The 17,539-nt window shown below is 70.1% G+C and carries 19 protein-coding genes; 14 read left to right on the top strand and 5 right to left on the bottom strand.

The window, feature by feature from the left end; genetic code table 11:
* Positions 1 to 7: 7 nt before the first annotated feature.
* Complete coding sequence (locus C4V41_RS16340; protein WP_103956745.1) at positions 8 to 646, bottom strand: sigma-70 family RNA polymerase sigma factor; 639 nt, start codon at positions 644 to 646, stop codon at positions 8 to 10.
* Between the two features lie 178 nt (positions 647 to 824).
* On the opposite strand from C4V41_RS16340, the gene C4V41_RS16335 reads away from it, so the two are divergent.
* Positions 825 to 2,339, top strand: coding sequence for a putative quinol monooxygenase (locus C4V41_RS16335; RefSeq protein ID WP_103956744.1), 1,515 nt, complete (start codon positions 825 to 827; stop codon positions 2,337 to 2,339).
* Here the strand turns inward: C4V41_RS16335 and C4V41_RS16330 are convergent.
* Positions 2,329 to 2,565: a glutaredoxin family protein gene (locus C4V41_RS16330; protein ID WP_103956743.1), complete on the bottom strand. Its 237-nt coding sequence runs from the start codon at positions 2,563 to 2,565 to the stop codon at positions 2,329 to 2,331. The genes C4V41_RS16335 and C4V41_RS16330 overlap by 11 nt on opposite strands.
* A 115-nt stretch (positions 2,566 to 2,680) precedes the next feature.
* Between C4V41_RS16330 and C4V41_RS16325 the strand changes: the two genes are divergently transcribed.
* From C4V41_RS16325 to C4V41_RS16300, 6 genes are all read left to right on the top strand, one after another.
* Positions 2,681 to 3,358 (top strand): redox-sensing transcriptional repressor Rex, encoded by a 678-nt coding sequence (locus C4V41_RS16325; protein WP_103956742.1) that lies wholly within the window; start codon positions 2,681 to 2,683, stop codon positions 3,356 to 3,358.
* Positions 3,355 to 4,611, top strand: coding sequence for a glutamyl-tRNA reductase (locus C4V41_RS16320; RefSeq protein WP_103956741.1), 1,257 nt, complete (start codon positions 3,355 to 3,357; stop codon positions 4,609 to 4,611). The genes C4V41_RS16325 and C4V41_RS16320 overlap by 4 nt, the downstream gene beginning before the upstream one ends.
* A complete protein-coding gene (gene hemC / locus C4V41_RS16315; protein WP_268808610.1) occupies positions 4,608 to 5,522 on the top strand; it encodes a hydroxymethylbilane synthase in 915 nt (304 codons plus the stop codon). The genes C4V41_RS16320 and hemC overlap by 4 nt, the downstream gene beginning before the upstream one ends.
* The gene (locus tag C4V41_RS16310) at positions 5,513 to 7,063 is read left to right on the top strand and encodes a bifunctional uroporphyrinogen-III C-methyltransferase/uroporphyrinogen-III synthase (protein WP_200824083.1); all 1,551 of its coding nucleotides are present in this window, start codon (positions 5,513 to 5,515) and stop codon (positions 7,061 to 7,063) included. The genes hemC and C4V41_RS16310 overlap by 10 nt, the downstream gene beginning before the upstream one ends.
* On the top strand, positions 7,060 to 8,043 hold the full coding sequence (hemB, locus tag C4V41_RS16305) for a porphobilinogen synthase (protein WP_103956739.1): 984 nt from the start codon (positions 7,060 to 7,062) through the stop codon (positions 8,041 to 8,043). The genes C4V41_RS16310 and hemB overlap by 4 nt, the downstream gene beginning before the upstream one ends.
* Positions 8,044 to 8,174: 131 nt before the next feature.
* Positions 8,175 to 8,804, top strand: a complete 630-nt coding sequence (locus C4V41_RS16300) for a bifunctional DNA primase/polymerase (RefSeq protein ID WP_103956738.1) — start codon at positions 8,175 to 8,177, stop codon at positions 8,802 to 8,804.
* A 2-nt stretch (positions 8,805 to 8,806) separates the two neighbouring features.
* Here the strand turns inward: C4V41_RS16300 and C4V41_RS16295 are convergent, their stop codons facing one another.
* Both C4V41_RS16295 and C4V41_RS16290 read right to left on the bottom strand, forming a co-directional pair.
* Entirely contained in the window at positions 8,807 to 9,214 is a 408-nt protein-coding gene (locus C4V41_RS16295) for a PIN domain-containing protein (protein ID WP_200824021.1), read from the bottom strand.
* Positions 9,214 to 9,447 (bottom strand): type II toxin-antitoxin system VapB family antitoxin, encoded by a 234-nt coding sequence (locus C4V41_RS16290; RefSeq protein ID WP_103956737.1) that lies wholly within the window; start codon positions 9,445 to 9,447, stop codon positions 9,214 to 9,216. Before C4V41_RS16290 ends, C4V41_RS16295 begins: the two co-directional genes overlap by 1 nt.
* 105 nt (positions 9,448 to 9,552) lie before the next feature.
* Here C4V41_RS16290 and hemL point away from each other — a divergent pair, with 105 nt between their 5' ends.
* Positions 9,553 to 10,842 (top strand): glutamate-1-semialdehyde 2,1-aminomutase, encoded by a 1,290-nt coding sequence (gene hemL / locus C4V41_RS16285; RefSeq protein WP_103956736.1) that lies wholly within the window; start codon positions 9,553 to 9,555, stop codon positions 10,840 to 10,842.
* A gap of 332 nt (positions 10,843 to 11,174) precedes the next feature.
* A complete protein-coding gene (locus C4V41_RS16280; RefSeq protein ID WP_103956735.1) occupies positions 11,175 to 12,095 on the top strand; it encodes a LysR family transcriptional regulator in 921 nt (306 codons plus the stop codon).
* 3 nt (positions 12,096 to 12,098) lie between these two features.
* Here the strand turns inward: C4V41_RS16280 and C4V41_RS16275 are convergent, their stop codons facing one another.
* The gene (locus C4V41_RS16275; RefSeq protein WP_103956734.1) at positions 12,099 to 12,950 is read right to left on the bottom strand and encodes a DMT family transporter; all 852 of its coding nucleotides are present in this window, start codon (positions 12,948 to 12,950) and stop codon (positions 12,099 to 12,101) included.
* 86 nt (positions 12,951 to 13,036) lie between these two features.
* Here C4V41_RS16275 and C4V41_RS16270 point away from each other — a divergent pair, with 86 nt between their 5' ends.
* The 5 genes from C4V41_RS16270 to ccsA all read left to right on the top strand — a co-directional run bounded on the left by C4V41_RS16270 (position 13,037) and on the right by ccsA (position 17,539).
* Positions 13,037 to 13,675, top strand: coding sequence for a histidine phosphatase family protein (locus tag C4V41_RS16270; RefSeq protein ID WP_103957315.1), 639 nt, complete (start codon positions 13,037 to 13,039; stop codon positions 13,673 to 13,675).
* A gap of 71 nt (positions 13,676 to 13,746) precedes the next feature.
* On the top strand, positions 13,747 to 14,313 hold the full coding sequence (locus C4V41_RS16265; RefSeq protein ID WP_235030158.1) for a TlpA family protein disulfide reductase: 567 nt from the start codon (positions 13,747 to 13,749) through the stop codon (positions 14,311 to 14,313).
* Positions 14,306 to 15,028, top strand: a complete 723-nt coding sequence (locus C4V41_RS16260) for a cytochrome c biogenesis CcdA family protein (protein ID WP_103956732.1) — start codon at positions 14,306 to 14,308, stop codon at positions 15,026 to 15,028. Before C4V41_RS16265 ends, C4V41_RS16260 begins: the two co-directional genes overlap by 8 nt.
* Positions 15,028 to 16,587, top strand: coding sequence for a cytochrome c biogenesis protein ResB (resB, locus tag C4V41_RS16255; RefSeq protein WP_103956731.1), 1,560 nt, complete (start codon positions 15,028 to 15,030; stop codon positions 16,585 to 16,587). The genes C4V41_RS16260 and resB overlap by 1 nt, the downstream gene beginning before the upstream one ends.
* Positions 16,577 to 17,539 (top strand): cytochrome c biogenesis protein CcsA, encoded by a 963-nt coding sequence (gene ccsA, locus C4V41_RS16250; protein ID WP_103956730.1) that lies wholly within the window; start codon positions 16,577 to 16,579, stop codon positions 17,537 to 17,539. The genes resB and ccsA overlap by 11 nt, the downstream gene beginning before the upstream one ends.

The following is a 17,539-nucleotide window of genomic DNA, read 5'->3' as shown; positions in this document are numbered from 1 at the left end:
GTGGAGGTTACGCCAGATCGTGCTTGAGAGCCCTGGCCAGCGCCCTGATGGCACGGAACTGCAGCGCTTTGATCGCTCCACTCTTCTTCCCCATGATCAGCGCGGTTTCCGCGAGAGAGAGACCGTGCAGGAAGCGCAGCACCACGCACTCCTGCTGTTCGGGATTGAGATCTCGGACGGCACGCAGCACCCGGTCGTTGATGATGGCCGTGACCACGGCGTTCTCGGGTATGTGAGAGCCGTCGAGCGGTACGTCGATCACCTCGCCCGTCGGGATCTCCAGCCGGTAACGACCGGATTTGAAGTGGTCGGTCACCAGGTTTCTCGCGATGGTCACGAGCCAGGCCCCGAAATCGCGGCCCTGCCAGGTGAAGTCGGAGATCCTGCGCAGCGCGCGCAGGAAGGTCTCGCTCGTGAGGTCCTCGGCGAGCGGGTGTGAGCCGACGCGGAAATAGATGTAGCGGTAGACGAGGTCCACGTAGCGGTCATAGAGCGTGCCAAAGGACTCCGTGCACCCGTTCTTGGCATGCAGCACCAGCGTACGGACGTCGTCCGGCACTTCTTCGCGCACGGCGAGCTCGCCCGTCCGGGCAGGTCCAGCGACCGCTGGAGCAAGCAGCCCGGCGAACGGTGACGAGTCAGGCATCCGGTATCCCTAGGGGTAAGGGGTGCGGCGTGCTCGAACACTCTAGAAATCAACCGGAAATTCCACAATCCACAGCTTGCTGGCATGACTAGGCGTAATCGGAAGATACGGTTTGGACCGACCCGTTCCCTCATCGGCTACCGGCTTGGAGGCATAGTCCGGCAGCATTGGAGTCACCATGGAGATCCTCGTTGCTGTCCTAGCGTTTGCCGGTGCGCTCCTGGCCGCCGTCGCGGCCGGTGCCCTGATTCAACGACTGCGCGACGATCCCGAGGGGTGGTTGGTCGCCTGGACCGTTGCAGTGGCGGCGTTGTGCATCTCACTCGGTGTGATCGGCATCGGCTGCCTCATGGGGTTCGGCACCGTCACGTTCCGGATCTATCAGGTGACGGGATCGTTGCTGGCGCCGCTCTGGCTGGCCGTCGGGCTGGTGCAGTTGCTGTCGGAGAAGGCGCCGCCCAGGTTCCTGGCGTGGCTGATGGGCATCGCGCTGACCGTCGTCGGCGTCGTGATCCTGGTCTGGGATCCGCTCAAGACCAACGACATGGGCACGACGCTGCCCCCCGCCGCCAACCACTGGAACCTCTTCCCCGACATGTTGCTGATCGGGGTGCACGCCGTCGCCCTGCTGGTCATGCTGGCGATGCTGGTGGTGGCCGGGCTCAAGTGGCGCAACGGCGACGAATACGACACCGACAACCTGCACGCGACCGCGGTCATCGTGCCGTCGGGGATCGCGCTCGTGGGCGCGCTGAGGTTCGCGGTGCCGCCGTTGTTCACCACGGCGCTGCTGGCGGTGGCAGGGGCGGCGGTCTGGTACACCGTGCTGCGGCCGCTGGCGCCGTACGAGGACGACGATGAGGACGATTTCGAGCCTGACCGCGACGACCGCGCCCCGCGCCGTGACGAGCGCTCTCAGCGCCGCGACGAGCGTGCCCAGCACCGCGAGGAGCGTCCCATGGCGCTCGACGAGCGCCAGATGCCGGTGGGCGACCGTCAGATGCCGCCGGGGGAGCGCCCGATGTTCCGCGACGAGGTGCCGGGGCCGGGCCGCAGGGGCATGCCCGAGCAGCCGCCCCAGCCCCAGCCCCTGCAGCAGCCGCCGCCCGCCGACCTGCCGCCCGCGCCGCCGCGCCGTTCGCCGGGGCTGGGCGACCTGGTGGCCGAATATCGCGCGGGCGACCAGGAGATCGACTACGCCGCGCGCATGGCGCCGCCGCCCGACGCGGGGCCCTCGACCGGCTACATCATGAACGGCGCCCCGCCGCAGCGGCCCGACTTCGCCGCGCCCGGCACGGGGGCCGTCTTCCCGGGCGCCGAGCTGTTCTCGCCCGCGCAGCAGCAGCCCGGCTCCAGCAAGCCCTCACCGACCATCTTCGGCCTGCTGACGGTCTTCACGATCATGGACGGCGCCGGCGACGCGTTCGACCGGCTGGCCGAGGCGACCGTCGAGGCCGTCCGCCGCGGCGAGCCCGACACCCTCGTGTACGCCTGCCACGCGGTGAAGTCGGCGCCTCTGCAGCGCATCGTCTACGAGCTCTACCGCGACGAGGTGGCCTACCGCGACCACCAGCGCCAGCCGCACGTGGAGCGGTTCGTCAACGAGCGGCAGTCGATGGTGCTGGCCACCAACGTCATCGAGCTCAGCGTCAACGCGGCGAAGGTGGTGCCCCTGCCCACGGCTATGTACTGAGGGCGCTCCGCAGCCGGGCCTCGTCCACCCGCCAGAAGTCGTGCTGCACCCCGTCGATCAGCGTGACCGGGATCATCTCCCAGTATTTCTCCCTGAGCTCCTCGGAGGAGTCGATGCTGACCTCCTCCCACGGCACGCCCAACTCGCCCGCGACCCTCGCGACGACCTCGCGGGCGTCGTCACACAAGTGACAGCCGGGTTTGCCGAGCAACGTGATGCGATGCATACGGCAACCGTACCCCGCCGACTTTGTGCATCGGTTCACAAAGGGATTAACCTGAAAGACGGTTCGATTCCGTCCACGCGGTCCCCAAGCCGCCCGTCCCCTGGAGCACCGGCACGTGAAGAGCCCGTCCCAGCCCCGTGACCGCGGTATACCCGAGGCGACGGTCGCCAGGCTTCCGTTGTACCTCAGGGCGCTGAACGGGATGGCGGAGCGGGGCATCGCGACCGTGAGCTCGGAGGATCTCGCCGTGGCCGCCGGGGTGAACTCGGCCAAATTGCGCAAGGATCTATCGCATCTCGGCTCATATGGCACCCGCGGCGTAGGCTATGACGTTGAATACCTCGTCTACCAGATCTCCCGCGAACTCGGACTGACCCAGGACTGGGCGGTCGCGATCGTCGGAGTCGGCAACCTCGGCCGCGCCCTGGCCAACTACGGCGGTTTCGTCTCCCGAGGCTTCCGGGTCGCGGCGCTCGTGGACGCCGACCCCGAAGTCGTGGGCGACACCATCGCGGGATTGAATGTGGAGCACATCGACGAACTGGAAGCCGTGATCACGCGGCGTGGAGTCTCGATCGTGGTTCTGGCGACACCGGCGGCAGCGGCGCAGGATTTGTGCGATCGTGTGGTCGCCGTGGGCGTCACCAGCATCCTGAACTTCGCCCCCGTCGTGCTCACCGTTCCGGACACTGTCGATGTCCGTAAGGTCGACCTATCCATCGAACTGCAGATTCTGGCGTTCCACGAGCAACGCAAGGCTGGGGGGCCACTCATGGCAGTGGACAGTCAATGAGTGTTCTGGCTATCGGACTCAGCCACCGGACCGCACCGGTGGCTCTGCTCGAGCGCGTCTCGATGACGGGTGACGCGCTCGTCAAGCTCCTGCACGAGGTGCAGGACGATCCCTGCGTCGCGGAGGCCATGGTGGTCTCGACCTGCAACCGGGTCGAGGTCTACGTCACGGTCGACCGCTTCCACGCCGCCGTCACCGCGATCAGCGGCCTGCTCGGGCGGCATTCGGGCATCCCGGTCGAGGAGCTGGCGCCGCACTTCTACGTGCACTACGAGGAGCGGGCGGTCGAGCACCTGTTCTCCATGGTGTGCGGCCTCGACTCCATGGTCGTCGGCGAGGGCCAGATCCTCGGCCAGGTCCGCCAGGCGCTCAAGCTGGCCCAGCGCCAGGGCACCGTCGGCGCCACCCTCAACGAGCTGGTCCAGCAGGCGCTGCGGGTCGGCAAGCGGGCCCACCACGACACCGGCATCGACCAGGCCGGCGCCTCCCTCGTCTCCGCGGGCCTGGCCCTGGCGGGCGACCTGGCCGGGCGGCGGGCCCTGGTCATCGGCGCGGGCTCCATGAGCTCGCTGGCCGCCGTCACGCTGGCGCGCGCGGGGGTCACCGACATCGTCGTGGCCAACCGTACGTTCGAGCGCGGCGCCCGGCTGGCCGAGTCCGTCGGCGGGCGGGCGGTCGAGTTCACCGCCGTGGCCGCCGAACTGGCCGCCGCCGACATCGTCATCACCTGCACCGGCGCGGGCCGCCCCATCGTCACCCCTGACCTGCTGAGCGGACCGGCGTTCCTGCTGGACCTGGCGCTGCCGCACGACATCGACCCGGCCGTGCGCGCGGTGCCCGGCGTCACGCTGGTGGACCTGGAGACGATCCAGGAGTCCGGCATCGGCTCGCGTGAAGGCGACGCCGTCCCGTCCGTACGCGCTCTCGTCTCCGAGGAGTTGCGGGCCTACCTCGACGCCGAACGGGCGGCCAAGGTCACCCCGACCGTGGTCGCGCTGCGCAGCAAGGCGGCGAGCGTGGTCGAGTCGGAGCTCGGGCGGCTCCTCATGCGAATGCCCGACCTCGACGAACGGGCCAGGGACGAGGTCGCGATGACCGTCCAGCGGGTGGTCGACAAACTGCTGCACGAGCCGACTGTGCGTGTCAAGCAGCTCGCCACCTGCCCAGGAGGCGATCATTATGCGGAAGCCCTGCGTGAGTTGTTCAATCTGGATCCGAAGATGCCCCAGGCCGTGAGGGAGGTCGAGCTGTGAAGTCAGGGACCCTGCGACTGGGCACCCGCCGCAGCCTCATGGCGACCACGCAGTCGGGGATGGTGGCCGACGCCTACACCAAGCGCACCGGGCGCGCGGTGGAGCTGGTCGGCATCACCACGTTCGGCGACGTGACCAAGGCGCACCTGGCACAGCTCGGCGGCACCGGCGTGTTCGTCAGCGCGCTGCGCGACAAGCTGGTCGAGGACGCGGTCGACTTCGCCGTCCACTCGCTGAAGGACCTGCCGACGACGCAGGACCCGCGCTTCACGCTGGCGGCCATCCCCGCCCGCCACGACCACCGCGACGCGCTGGTCGGCCTGCACAAGTTCGCCGACCTCGCGCCCGGCGCCAGGGTCGGCACCGGCTCGCCGCGCCGGGTCGCCATGCTGAGCGCGCTCCGTCCCGACCTGGAATACGTGCCGATCCGCGGCAACGCCGACACGCGCATCGGCAAGGTCACTTCCGGCGAGCTCGACGCGGTCGTGCTGGCCGCGGCCGGTCTGACCAGGATCGGCCGCAGCGCCGAGATCTCCCAGATCTTCGAGGTCGAGGAGCTGCTGCCCGCCCCCGGCCAGGGCGCCCTCGCCGTCGAGTGCCTCACCGAGCGCACCGATCTGATCGAGTTCCTGAGCGTGCTCGACGACCCGTCCACACGCTCCGCGGTGCTCGCCGAGCGTGCCGTCCTGAACGCCCTGGAGGCCGGCTGCTCGGCTCCGGTGGGTGCTTTCGCGGTCGATGACGGGCAAACTCTGAACCTGACCGCTGTGGTCGTCTCCATCGACGGCCGCGAAGCGGTCCGCAAGTCCGCCGCCGGCTCTCCTTCGGAGGCTGTAAACCTGGGCCGCCTCCTCGCGGCCGAGATGATCGCCGAAGGGGCCGACAGATTGATGGGGGAGCAATCCCATTGAGCTCCGATAGTCCGACCTCCGGTTTCGTCGCGTTCGTGGGCGCGGGTCCCGGCGATCCCAACCTGCTCACGCTCCGCGCCGCCGAGCTGCTCGCCAAGGCCGACGCGGTGGTGCTCGACGCCGAAACGCAGACCCCGCTGCTGCGCCACTGCCGTGAAGGCGTCGAGGTCGCCGAAGACGACTTCGTCAAGCGCGCCGCCAGGGGGCAGCTCGTGGTCCGCCTGTGCGAAGGCGATCCCATGCTGTTCTCCTCGATCACCGAGGAGGTCGCGGCCTGCGCCGCGGCGGAGGTGGACTTCGAGATCGTGCCCGGCGTGCCGCCCGCGACCGCGGTGCTGACGTACGCGGGCATCCCGGCGGCGACCGCCGTGCCCGAGTTCCGCGTCGTCGACGCCTCCCAGGAGCAAGACTGGGCCGTCCACGCGGCCTGCCGCGGCACGCTGGTCATCTACAACGGCATCGGCGACGCCGTGGCCATCGGCAAGGCGCTCATCGCCGGTGGCAAGCCCGACAGCACGCCCGTCGCGGTCAGCAGCGGCGGCACCACCACCGAGCAGTACACCGTGGTGTCCTCGCTCGGCCGGCTCCAGGCCGACCTCAAGCACGCCGGGTTCACCGAGCCGGCCCTGATCGTGGTCGGCGAGGCCGTCGGGATGCGCGACAAGCTGTCGTGGTTCGAGACCAAGCCGCTGTTCGGCTGGCGGGTGCTGGTGCCGCGCACCAAGGAGCAGTCGCGCAGCCTGTCCGACCAGCTCGTCGCCTACGGCGCGGTGCCGGAGGAGGTGCCGACCATCTCGGTCGAGCCGCCCCGCACGCCGCAGCAGATGGACCGCGCGATCAAGGGCCTGGTCACGGGCCGCTACGAGTGGGTGGCCTTCACCAGCTCCAACGCGGTCAAGGCCGTACGCGAGAAGTTCGAGGAATACGGCCTCGATGCCCGTGCCTTCGCCGGGCTGAAGGTGGCCGCCGTGGGCGACGCGACCGCGCGGGCCCTCGTCGAGTTCGGGGTCAAGCCGGACCTGCTGCCCTCTGGGGAGCAGTCGTCCGAGGGGCTGGTGGCCGAGTGGCCGCCCTACGACTCGATGCTCGACCCGATCAACCGGGTGCTGTTGCCCAGGGCCGACATCTCCACCGACACGCTCGTCGCCGGGCTCACCGAGCTGGGCTGGGAGTGCGACGACGTCACCGCGTACCGCACCGTGCGGGCCGCCCCGCCGCCCGCTCCCATCCGTGAGGCCATCAAGGGCGGCGGCTTCGACGCCGTGCTCTTCACGTCCTCCTCCACCGTGCGCAACCTCGTCGGCATCGCCGGCAAGCCGCACAACGTCACCGTGATCGCGGTCATCGGGCCGCAGACGGCCAAGACGGCCGAGGAGTTCGGGCTCCGGGTCGACGTCATGGCCGACAAGCCGTCAGCTTCCGCCCTGGCCGCCGCGGTGGCCGAGTTCGGAGCCAAGCAGCGCCAGGCGGCCGTGGCCGCGGGAGACACCCCGCGCAGGCCCTCCCAGAACCGCCGTGGCGCCAGGAGAAGAGTCAAATGAGCGCACAATACCCCGTCGCCCGTCCCAGGCGGCTGCGCCGCAGCCCCGCCCTGCGGCGGATGGTGTCGGGCACCCGGCTGCACCCGGCCGACCTGATCCTGCCCCTGTTCGTCAAGGAAGGCATCGCCGAGCCGCAGCCCGTGGCCTCGATGCCCGGCGTCTTCCAGCACACCCGCGACTCGCTGCGCAAGGCCGCCCACGAGGCGGCGGAGGCCGGGGTGGGCGGGCTGATCCTGTTCGGCATCCCGGCACTGAAGGACGCCCGCGGCTCGGCCGCCGACGACCCGGAAGGCATCCTGCAGCAGGCCCTGCGCGACGTGAACGCCGAGGCCGGCGACTCCATCGTGGTGATGGCCGACACCTGCCTCGACGAGTTCACCGACCACGGGCACTGCGGCATCCTGACCCCGTCCGGCGACGTGGACAACGACGCCACGCTGGAGCGGTACGCCTCCATCGCGGTGGCCCAGGCCGAGGCCGGGTCGCAGATGGTGGCGCCGAGCGGGATGATGGACGGCCAGGTGGGCGCGATCCGCACGGCCCTCGACGCCGCCGGTCACGGGGGCGTCCCGATCCTGGCCTACTCCGTCAAATACGCCTCCGCCTTCTTCGGCCCGTTCCGCGAGGCCGCCGAGTGCGCGCCGCAGTTCGGCGACCGCAGCACCCACCAGCAGGACCCGGCGGGTCCGCTGGCGGAGGCGCTGCGCGAGGTGCGCCTCGACCTGGCCGAAGGCGCCGACGCGGTCATGGTCAAGCCCGCGCTGGCCTACCTCGACGTCATCACGCGCGTCCGCGAAGAGGTGGACGTGCCGGTGGCCGCCTACCAGGTGAGCGGCGAATACGCGATGATCGAGGCCGCCGCGGCCAACGGCTGGGTGGACCGGGAGCGGATGATCATGGAGTCGCTGGTCGCGATCAAGCGCGCCGGGGCCGATCTGATCTTGACGTACTGGGCCACGGAAGTGGCACGAGGGCTGTAACCAAGGGGTTTCCCGTCAACAGGTGAGGCCTGTGCGTTAGAGTGCGTTAACAAGTGCTGGTGTGTCCCGCGTGTTGCCTATGGCCTGGAGCCGGGACCCCCTCAGGCGCTTGAACTCGACGGGAGACACCAATGGTGGGGGTACCACTGGCTCGGCGTACCAAAAAACGGTCGCGACCGACTCGGATCGGCACAGTGCTCGAATACGCCGCGCTGGGGTGGCCCGTCGTGCCGGGCGCGCGGCCGTTGCGTCAGGGGTCGCGCTCCTGTTCGTGTGACCGCCTCGGCTGTCCGGACCCCGGTGCCCATCCGCTCTCTCCCGCCTGGGCCATGCAGGCCACGACGGACCCGGCGCTGCTCACGCGGTGGTGGCAGGTGGAGCCTGAGGCCAACGTCATCCTGCCCACTGGGCGCGTGTTCGACGTCTTCGACGTACCGCTCGCCGCCGGCCTGTCCGCCCTCACCAGGATCGACAACGCCGACGCCCACCCTGGCCCGGTCGCCGCCAACGGCGACCGGGTTCTGTTTTATGTGGCCACCCGGGGCAATCCGGAGGACGAGGACGAGTGGTGGTCGTGCCAGCTCGACTGCGACCCGGCCACCATCGACGACACGCCGGGGCTGCGGTGGCACTGCCGCGACAGCTACGTCCTCGCGCCCCCCTCGACCCTCCCCACCGGCCAGCCCGTCTCCTGGCTCCGGCCCCCGGACGGCCGGCCGCTGCCCGACCCGCTGCGCATCCTGGAGTGGCTGGCCGACTGAGGTCAGCGCCGCCGGATATCGCGTTGGTCCACCTCTGTCATGACCTTCGCGACCGTGGCGAAGTCATCGTCCACGCGCAGCACTGTGAGCCCATGGTGAACGGCGGTCGCGCACAGCAGGAGATCGATCACTCCAGCGGAACGGTGCTGTCCGTGCTGAGTGAGCTTGTACTGGGCGTTTTCCACCCATCGCCAAGCAGACTTGGGGACGGATGCGGGCTCACAGAGAAGGCTGAGGTCGCCCTCCAGTTCGTCCCTGTGAGCGGGGCTCGTGGCGGAGTACAGGAATTCTGTCCTCGTGGGCTCGCAGATCCGTAGCGGCTGCGTGGTGATGCGGTCGCTCCAGAACTCGAGCGCATCAACATTCCGCAGGAGGTACCACAACGCGGAGGCGTCGATGAGGTAGGGCATCAGCCGATGGCGTCTTTCCACGCTGTTCTCGCCGCATGACGGGCGGCCGACGCCTCGTCGAATTCGCCGCGCTGGGCTCGTGCGGCGAGCCTCTCCAGCGCCTCGATCCGCTGGATTCGCGCGACGTACTCTCGAAGGGCGAAGTTGACGGTCTCCTTCTTCGTCGTCGTCCCCATCATGCGCATGGCCTCTCTGAGGGCGTCGTCATCGATGTCGATTTGAGTGACTGCCATGAGTTCCTCCTATGTTGGTGACCAACATGGATCGCATACATTGCCAATATAACTCGTTCGTGCCCGTTCTCGGGGGCGGTGGCGGGCCCGGATAATCTGGGTCGCGTGAGCCGTACACAGAACTCCGAGGACCTGTTCGCCCGCGCCCGTCAGATCGTGCCCGGAGGCGTCAACTCTCCGGTGCGCGCGTTCGGCGCGGTGGGTGGCACGCCGCGTTTCATGGCCTCAGGCCAGGGGCCCTACATCACCGACGTCGACGGCAACCGCTACGTCGACCTGGTCTGCTCCTGGGGCCCGATGATCCTCGGGCACCGTCACCCGGCCGTCGTCGAGGCGGTCTCCGCGGCCGTGGCCCACGGGTTCTCCTACGGCACCGCCACCCAGGGCGAGGTCGAGCTGGCCGAGGCGCTCGTCGCGAGGGTGGCGCCGGTCGAGAAAGTGCGGCTGGTCAGCTCCGGCACCGAGGCGACCATGAGCGCGGTGCGGCTGGCCCGTGGGTTCACGGGGCGGTCCAAGGTGATCAAGTTCGCCGGGTGCTACCACGGGCACGTGGACGCGCTGCTGGCCGCGGCCGGGTCCGGGGTCGTGACGTTCGGGCTGCCCGACACGCCCGGCGTGACCGGGGCTTCGGCGGCGGACACGATCGTGCTGCCGTACAACGCGATCGAGGCCGTCGAGGAGGCGTTCGCCGCGGCCGACGTCGCGTGCGTGATCACCGAGGCGTGCCCGGCCAACATGGGCGTCGTCCCGCCGCGCGACGGCTTCAACGCGCGCCTGCGCGAGCTGTGCACGGCCAACGGCGCGCTGCTCATCGTCGACGAGGTGCTGACGGGTTTCCGCGTCTCGCCCGCGGGCTGGTACGGCCTCGACCCCGTCGAGGCCGACCTGATGACGTTCGGCAAGGTCATGGGCGGCGGCCTGCCGGCGGCGGCGTTCGGCGGCCGGGCGGACGTGATGGCCTGCCTCGCGCCGGAGGGGCCGGTCTACCAGGCGGGCACGCTGTCGGGCAACCCGCTCGCCTGCGCCGCCGGCCTGGCCACGCTGCACGCGCTGGACGCGGCGGCGTACGAGCGGGTCGACGCCGCGGCGCTCACCGTCGGCGCGGCCGCCTCCGAGGCCCTGGCGGCGGCGGGGGTGCCGCACCGGCTGCAGCGGGCGGGCAGCCTGTTCTCCATCTTCTTCACGGAGGCGGAGGTGACGAACTTCGACGAGGCCAAGACGCAGAACACGGCCGCGTTCACCGCGTTCTTCCACGCGATGCTCGACCACGGCGTCTATCTGCCCCCGTCGGCCTATGAGGCGTGGTTCCTGTCGGCGGCCCACGACGACGAGGCGCTCGGCCGCGTCGCCGACGCCCTTCCTGCGGCGGCGAAGGCGGCCGCCGCGGTTCTCTGAGCGGCTGCCACGACAGCCGCCCGTCCGGCGACGAGGTCGGTCCGGCCGGTACGCCCGCCCGCATATCGGGGCAGGAGGCCGAACCGACCCACTGCGATGGTGGCCGCCACCCCTATGGCCCGGCGCGGGCGAGGTGGCGGGGGCTCACTCAGCGGGTGGGCTTCTGGTAGCGAACGCGCTGGTCGCGAGCCTGCTCAGCGAGGGCCTTGAGGTAGGAGACGGAGGTGGACTGCTGCTGCTTCCGCTGAAGGATTCTCATACATCTATTTTCATCTACTACACATTCAACGACAAGCGAGACTTTCTACGCTAAACCGTTTAGAGTGGCTTACATGTTGGACTTGAACCGGCTCAAGGCGCTTCACGCGGTGCACGTCTACGGGTCGGTCGGCGCGGCCGCCGACGCGCTCATGGTCACTCCTTCGGCGGTCTCCCAGCAGATCGCCAAGCTGGAGCGGGAGACCGGCGCCCGGCTCATGGAGCGCAACGGGCGCGGCGTGCGCCTGACGGATGCGGCCGGGCTGCTCGCCGAGCACGCCGAGCGCATCCTCGCCCTGGTCGAGACCGCCGAGGCCGACTTCGAGGCGCTGCGCGGCGAGGTCGTCGGCCGGCTCAACCTGGCCGCCTTCCCCACCGCCGTACGCGGTCTCATGCCGCCCGCGCTCGCCACGCTCAAGCACCGCCACCCCGACCTGTGGGTGCAGCTCAACGAGCGGGAGCCCGAGCGGATCGTGCGCGAGGTGGCCAGAGGCGAGCTGGACCTGGGCGTGATCCAGGACTGGCTCAACCGGCCGATGGCGCTGCCCGACGGCCTGTCCAAGGCCACGCTGCTCGACGACATCGCCGACGTGGCCCTGCCCGCCGACCATCCGCTGGCCGGCGGCAAAGAGGTCGAACTGGCCGCGCTGCACGGCGAGCGGTGGATCAGCTCCTCTCCCGGTACGGTCTGCCACGACTGGCTGGTCTTCACCCTGCGCAGCGCCTCGTTGGAGCCGGTGATCGCCTGCATGGCCGACGAATACCCGACCCAGCTCGCCCTGGTGGCGGCCGGGCTGGGGTGCGCGATCGTGCCACGGCTCGGCCGGGACTGCGTGCCGGAGGGCGTGAGCCTGGTCCCGATCCGGCCGCGCCAGTCGCGGCGCATCTACGCGGTCTGGCGCACGGACGCCGCCCGCCGTCCCGCGATCAGGGCCGTGGTCGAGGCGCTGGTCGAGGCGAGCAGGACGCAGGAGAACGCCTGGGCGGTGAACTGACGCTCAACTGAGCGCGATCGCCACGACGCCGCCGAGGATCACCGCCGAGGCGAGCAGGCGGCGCCGCAGGTCGCCCTCCGCCAGCAACCGCCCGCCGAGCACGACCGCGATCAGCACGCTGACCTCGCGGGCCGGCGCCACCACGCTCACCGGCGCCATCGTGAACGCGACCAGCACCAGCAGGTACGACACGAAGATCAGTACGGCCGCCCCCACCACCCGATACCGATGCTCCCGCCACACCGGCACCACCAGCCGCCGCCGCGCCCCCAGCACGAAGGGCGTGAGCACCAGGGCACGCGCGACCTCGCCGAGATAGTTGAGCACGATCGGCGCCACCGCGAACGCGCTCACCACCCGCGAGTCCCAGACCGTGTACCCGGCGATGAACACCCCCACCACCAGCCCGGGCACCAGCCCCTTGAGCTCCCCGCCCCCGCCGCTCATCAGGAACACCCCGGCCCCGACCAGCACGATCCCCGCCGCGCCCACGGCGGACGGGCGCTCGCCCAGGAACAGCACCGCGACCAGGCTGGCCAGCATCGGCCCGGTGCCGCGCGCGACGGGGTAGACGAGGGAGAGGTCGCCCTTGCCGTACCCGCGCTGGAGCAGCACGAAGTAGCCGAGGTGGAGCGCCGCGCTGCCACTGATCACGGCGAGGTCGCGCCAGGTGACGGGAGTGCCCGTGACCAGGAGGAACCCTACGAACAGCGGGCCCCAGACGACGACGGCGGCGACGGCGACGAGCCAGAGGAAGACCAGCCCGTCGGCCTGGGAGGCCCGCTTGCTCAGCAGGTTCCAGGTGGCGTGGGCGACGGCGGCGACGAGGATGAGGGCTAATGCCCATGGACTCACTCGGCGCCTCCTTCCCGCGATCGACTTTACCGTCGCCGTCCCCGTCTGGCCGCGTGACCCGGTCGAGCGGATAGGCTGTGCGCACCATGGCTGAAACCACCGTCGTTCACCTATTGCGCCACGGTGAGGTGCACAACCCCGGAGGCATCCTCTACGGCAGGCTGCCCGGTTTCCACCTATCGGAGACAGGTCAGCTCATGGCCGAGACGGTCGCCAAGGCCGTCGGCGGCCGTGACATCGTCGCTCTCTACAGCTCGCCGATGGAGCGCGCGGTCGAGACGGCCACCCCGCTCGCGGACAAGCTCGGCCTCGACATCGTCCAGGACGCCCGCCTGATCGAGGCGGGCAACCTCCTTCAGGGCCGCAAGCTGGGCCAGGGCCTGGCGGTGCTGCGCGACCCGCGCAACTACCGCTATTTCTGGAACCCGCTCCGCCCGTCCTGGGGCGAGGCCTACCCGGTCATCGTCGCGCGGATGAAGTCGATCATCGACGAGGCGCGGGCGGCGGCGCGCGGGCACGAGACGGTGCTCGTCAGCCACCAGCTCCCGATCTGGGCGATCAGGTCGGCGGCCGAGGGCCGCAGGCTCTGGCACGACCCACGGCGCAGGCAGTGCACGCTGGCCAGCCTCACCACGCTCACGTTCGACGGCGACCGCCTGATCAGCATCGGCTACAGCGAGCCCGCTGGATCGCTGGACACGGGACCTTCCATCCCCGGGGCCTGATGTCCGGGCCATGGGGGCACACCGGTAGAGTTGCAAGCTCTACCGGTTGTAGTACAAGGAGATCTTCCTCCGTGCGCGCCAAGTCCCTCTCCCTCGTCCTCCTGGCCGTGCTGCTCGCGGGCTGCGCCGGCAACCAGGGCGGTCAGCCACAGGCGGGTGACACCCGCTTCATCGCGGGCGACGGGAAGATGCAGGTGTTCGCCGCGGGTGAGCGCAAACCGGCCCCCGTGGTCGAGGGGCCGACCCTCGAAGGCGGCACCGCCTCGCTGGCCTCGTACAAGGGCAAGGTCGTCGTGCTCAACTTCTGGGCCTCGTGGTGCGGCCCGTGCCGGGCCGAGGCGCCGGTGCTCAAGGAGGTCGCGGCCAAGACCAAGGCCAGTGGCGTGGAGTTCCTCGGCGTCGACTTCAAGGACCGCCAGGCCGACGCGAAGGCGTTCGAGCGCACTGAGCAGACCGGTTACCCCCACATCTTCGACCAGCCGGGCAAGGTGGCGCTGGCCTTCCAGGGCACGGTGCCGCCCGCGGCCATCCCGTCCACGCTGATCATCGACGCGCAGGGCCGGATCGCGGCCAGGGCGCTCGGCGCGGTCAAGTACACCGACCTGATGAACGCGGTGACCAAGGTGCGCGATGAGTGACCTCGTCGCCTCGGGCTCGCTGCTGCTCGCGGTGCCGATCGCGGTGCTGGCCGGGGTGGTGTCGTTCCTGTCGCCGTGCGTGCTGCCGCTGGTGCCCGGCTACCTGTCCTACGTCACCGGCATGAGCGAAGACCCCAGGCGGGGGCGGCTGGTGCTCGGGTCCGTGCTGTTCGTGGCCGGGTTCGCGCTGGTGTTCGTGCTCAGCGGGGCGCTGTTCGGCGGGCTCGGCTCCATCATGCTGGGCAACGCCGACATCATCACGCGCGTGCTCGGCGTGCTGACCATCGTGCTCGGGCTGGCGTTCCTCGGGGTGATCCCCGGGCTGATGCGCGACGTGCGCATCCACCGGCTCCCGGCCGCGGGCCTGGCCGGCGCGCCGCTGCTCGGGGTGGTGTTCGGGCTGGGGTGGACACCGTGCATCGGGCCCACGCTCGCCGTCGTGCTGACGCTCGGGCTCAACGAGGGCAGCGCCGGACGCGGCGCCCTCCTGGCCATCGCGTACGCCCTGGGCCTCGGCCTGCCGTTCGTGGCCGCCGCGCTGGCGTACAGCAGGGCCCTGCGGACGTTCAGGGCCATTCGCAAGCACTCGCGCCTGATCACCAGGATCGGCGGCGGCATGATGGTGGCCGTCGGAGTGCTGCTGGTGAGCGGACTTTGGGGACAGATGATCGCGGCCATGCAGGTGATGATCGGCAGCTTCGAGCCGGTGATCTGATGAGCGTGCGGGAGCTGGAGAAGGAGCAGGCGCCCAAGCCGGCGTCGTTCGGGCTGGTGGAGTGGCTGCGCTGGGGGTGGCGCACGCTCACCTCGATGAAGACGGCGCTGATCCTGCTGTTCCTGCTCGCGCTCGGCTCGGTGCCCGGCTCGCTGGTGCCGCAGCGTGGCGTCGACCCCGACAAGGTCGCCCGGCTCTACGAGGCCAACCCCGCACTCGCCGAGTGGTACGACAGGTTCCAGCTCTTCGAGGTGTTCACCTCGGCCTGGTTCGCGGCCGTCTACCTGCTGCTGTTCACCTCGCTGATCGGCTGCATCATCCCGCGCACCACCGTCTACCTGCGCGAGCTGCGCCGCAAGCCGCCCGCCGCGCCGAAGAACCTGTCCCGCCTGCCGCACTTCGCCTCGATCGACGGCGACCTCGACGTCGAGGAGGCCGCCAAGCGGTTGCGTAAGCGGCGCTTCCGCGTCGTGACCGGCGACGGCTGGGTGTCGGCGGAGAAGGGCTACCTGCGCGAGACCGGCAACCTGATCTTCCACGTCGCGCTGATGGGCGTCCTGCTCGCGATCGGCGCCGGCTCCCTGTTCGGCTACCGGGGCAACGTCCTGGTGGTGGAGGGCGACGGGTTCGCCAACACCGTGGCCGCCTACGACCGCTACATGCCGGGCAGCCAGGTGTCGGCGGAGTCGCTGGAGCCGTTCTCCTTCCAGCTCGCCGACCTCAAGGTCAGCTACCAGGTCGAGGGCGACAAGCGCGGGCAGGTGCTCGACTACGCCGCCCACCTGAAGGTCAACGACTCGCCGGGCTCACCCGTCCGCGACTACACGCTCAAGGTCAACGAGCCGCTGGAGATCAACGGCACGCAGACCTACCTGATCGGCAACGGCTACGCCCCCGTGTTCAGGGTCACCGACGGGAAGGGGCAGGTGGCCTACGAAGGGCCCGTACCCTGCCTGATCGAGCAGAAGACCACGATGACCTCGGGCTGCGTGGTCAAGGTGCCCGACGCGCAGCCGGCGCAGCTCGGGTTCCTGCTGCAGTTCATGCCCACCAGCCTGCCGCTGACCGACGGCACCTACGCCTCCGCCTTCCCCGGCGAGCTCAACCCCGAGGTGCAGGTCATCGGGGCCTTCTCCGGCGACCTGGGCGTACGCTCCGGCAGGCCGCAGTCGGTCTACGAGCTGGCCGAGCCGGAGGTCATGAAGAAGCTCAAGCCGCTGGTCATGGGCTCGGCGGCGCCCAAGCCGCTGGCCGTGGGGCAGTCGATGGACCTGCCCGGAGGCGTGGGCAAGCTGGAGTTCACCGGGGTCAAGGAGTGGATCACCATCCAGACGGCCTACGATCCGGGGCGCATGGCCGCCCTGGTGGCTTCTGGCACGGCCGTCGTGGCCATCGCGCTGTCGCTCATGATCCGGCGCCGCAGGGTGTTCGTGCGGATCGCCGGTGGCCGGGCCGATGTGGGCGGCCTGACCCGTACCGAGGGCTCCGCGGCGGGCTTCACCGAGGAGTTCGCCGACATCGTCAAGCTTCTATCAGCAGGAGAAAAGGATGTCCGCTGAGCAACTCGCCGAGCTGAGCGACCTTTTCGTCGTCGCCGCCGTCCTGCTCTATGTCGTCGCCATGGTCGGGTTCGCGATCGAGCTGGCCTTCGGCCGGAGTCGCCCCGGCAAGGCGGCCACTACGAAAACGGTCACCGCCAAGCAGCCGGTCTCCGTGGGAGCGGGGGGAGCAGAGGACGCGGACATCGCGGACGTCACGGACAACGTGGCCGTCGTGGCGCCGTCGCCCGGGGCGGCCAGGGCCGGGACGGTGGCCCTCGTGCTCGCCTGGATCGGCTGGGCCGCCAACCTCGGCGCCATCGTCACCCGCGGCCTGTCCGTGGACCGGTGGCCGTGGGGCAACATGTACGAGTTCGTCGTCGCGATCTGCTTCGCCGCCGTGACCGCGTTCCTCGCCACCCAGCTCCGCCACAACGTACGCTTCCTCGGCCCCTTCGTCATGGTCACCGCCGCGCTCGGCCTCGGCCTGGCCGTCAAGGTGTTCTACACGGTCGCCGGCCCGGTCGTGCCCGCGCTGAACTCGTACTGGATCGCCATCCACGTCAGCGCGGCCATCATCTCCAGCGGCCTGTTCACGCTGGCGGGCGTCGCGGGCGTGCTCTACCTGGTGCGCGGCGACGGGATGTCACGCCTGCCGTCCCGCGAGGACCTGGAGCGGGTGGCTCACCGGGCGATCGTGTTCTCCTTCCCCCTGTGGACGTTCGCCGTCATCGCGGGCGCGCTCTGGGCCGACCGCGCGTGGGGCCGTTACTGGGGCTGGGACCCCAAGGAGGTCTGGTCCTTCATCACCTGGGTGGCCTACGCCGCCTACCTGCACGCCAAGGCGACGGCCGGCTGGCGCGGCAGGGCGTCGACGATCGTGCAGCTCGTGGCGTTCGGCTGCCTGCTGTTCAACCTGATCGGGGTCAACATCTTCATCGACGGGCTGCACAGCTACGCCGACGTGAAGTAG

The organism is Nonomuraea solani, assembly GCF_900108335.1.
In the GTDB taxonomy this organism is placed as follows: Bacteria; Actinomycetota; Actinomycetes; order Streptosporangiales; family Streptosporangiaceae; genus Nonomuraea; species Nonomuraea solani.
Note: the sequence above shows the minus strand (reverse complement) of the source record. Positions and strands in the feature narration are given on the sequence as shown.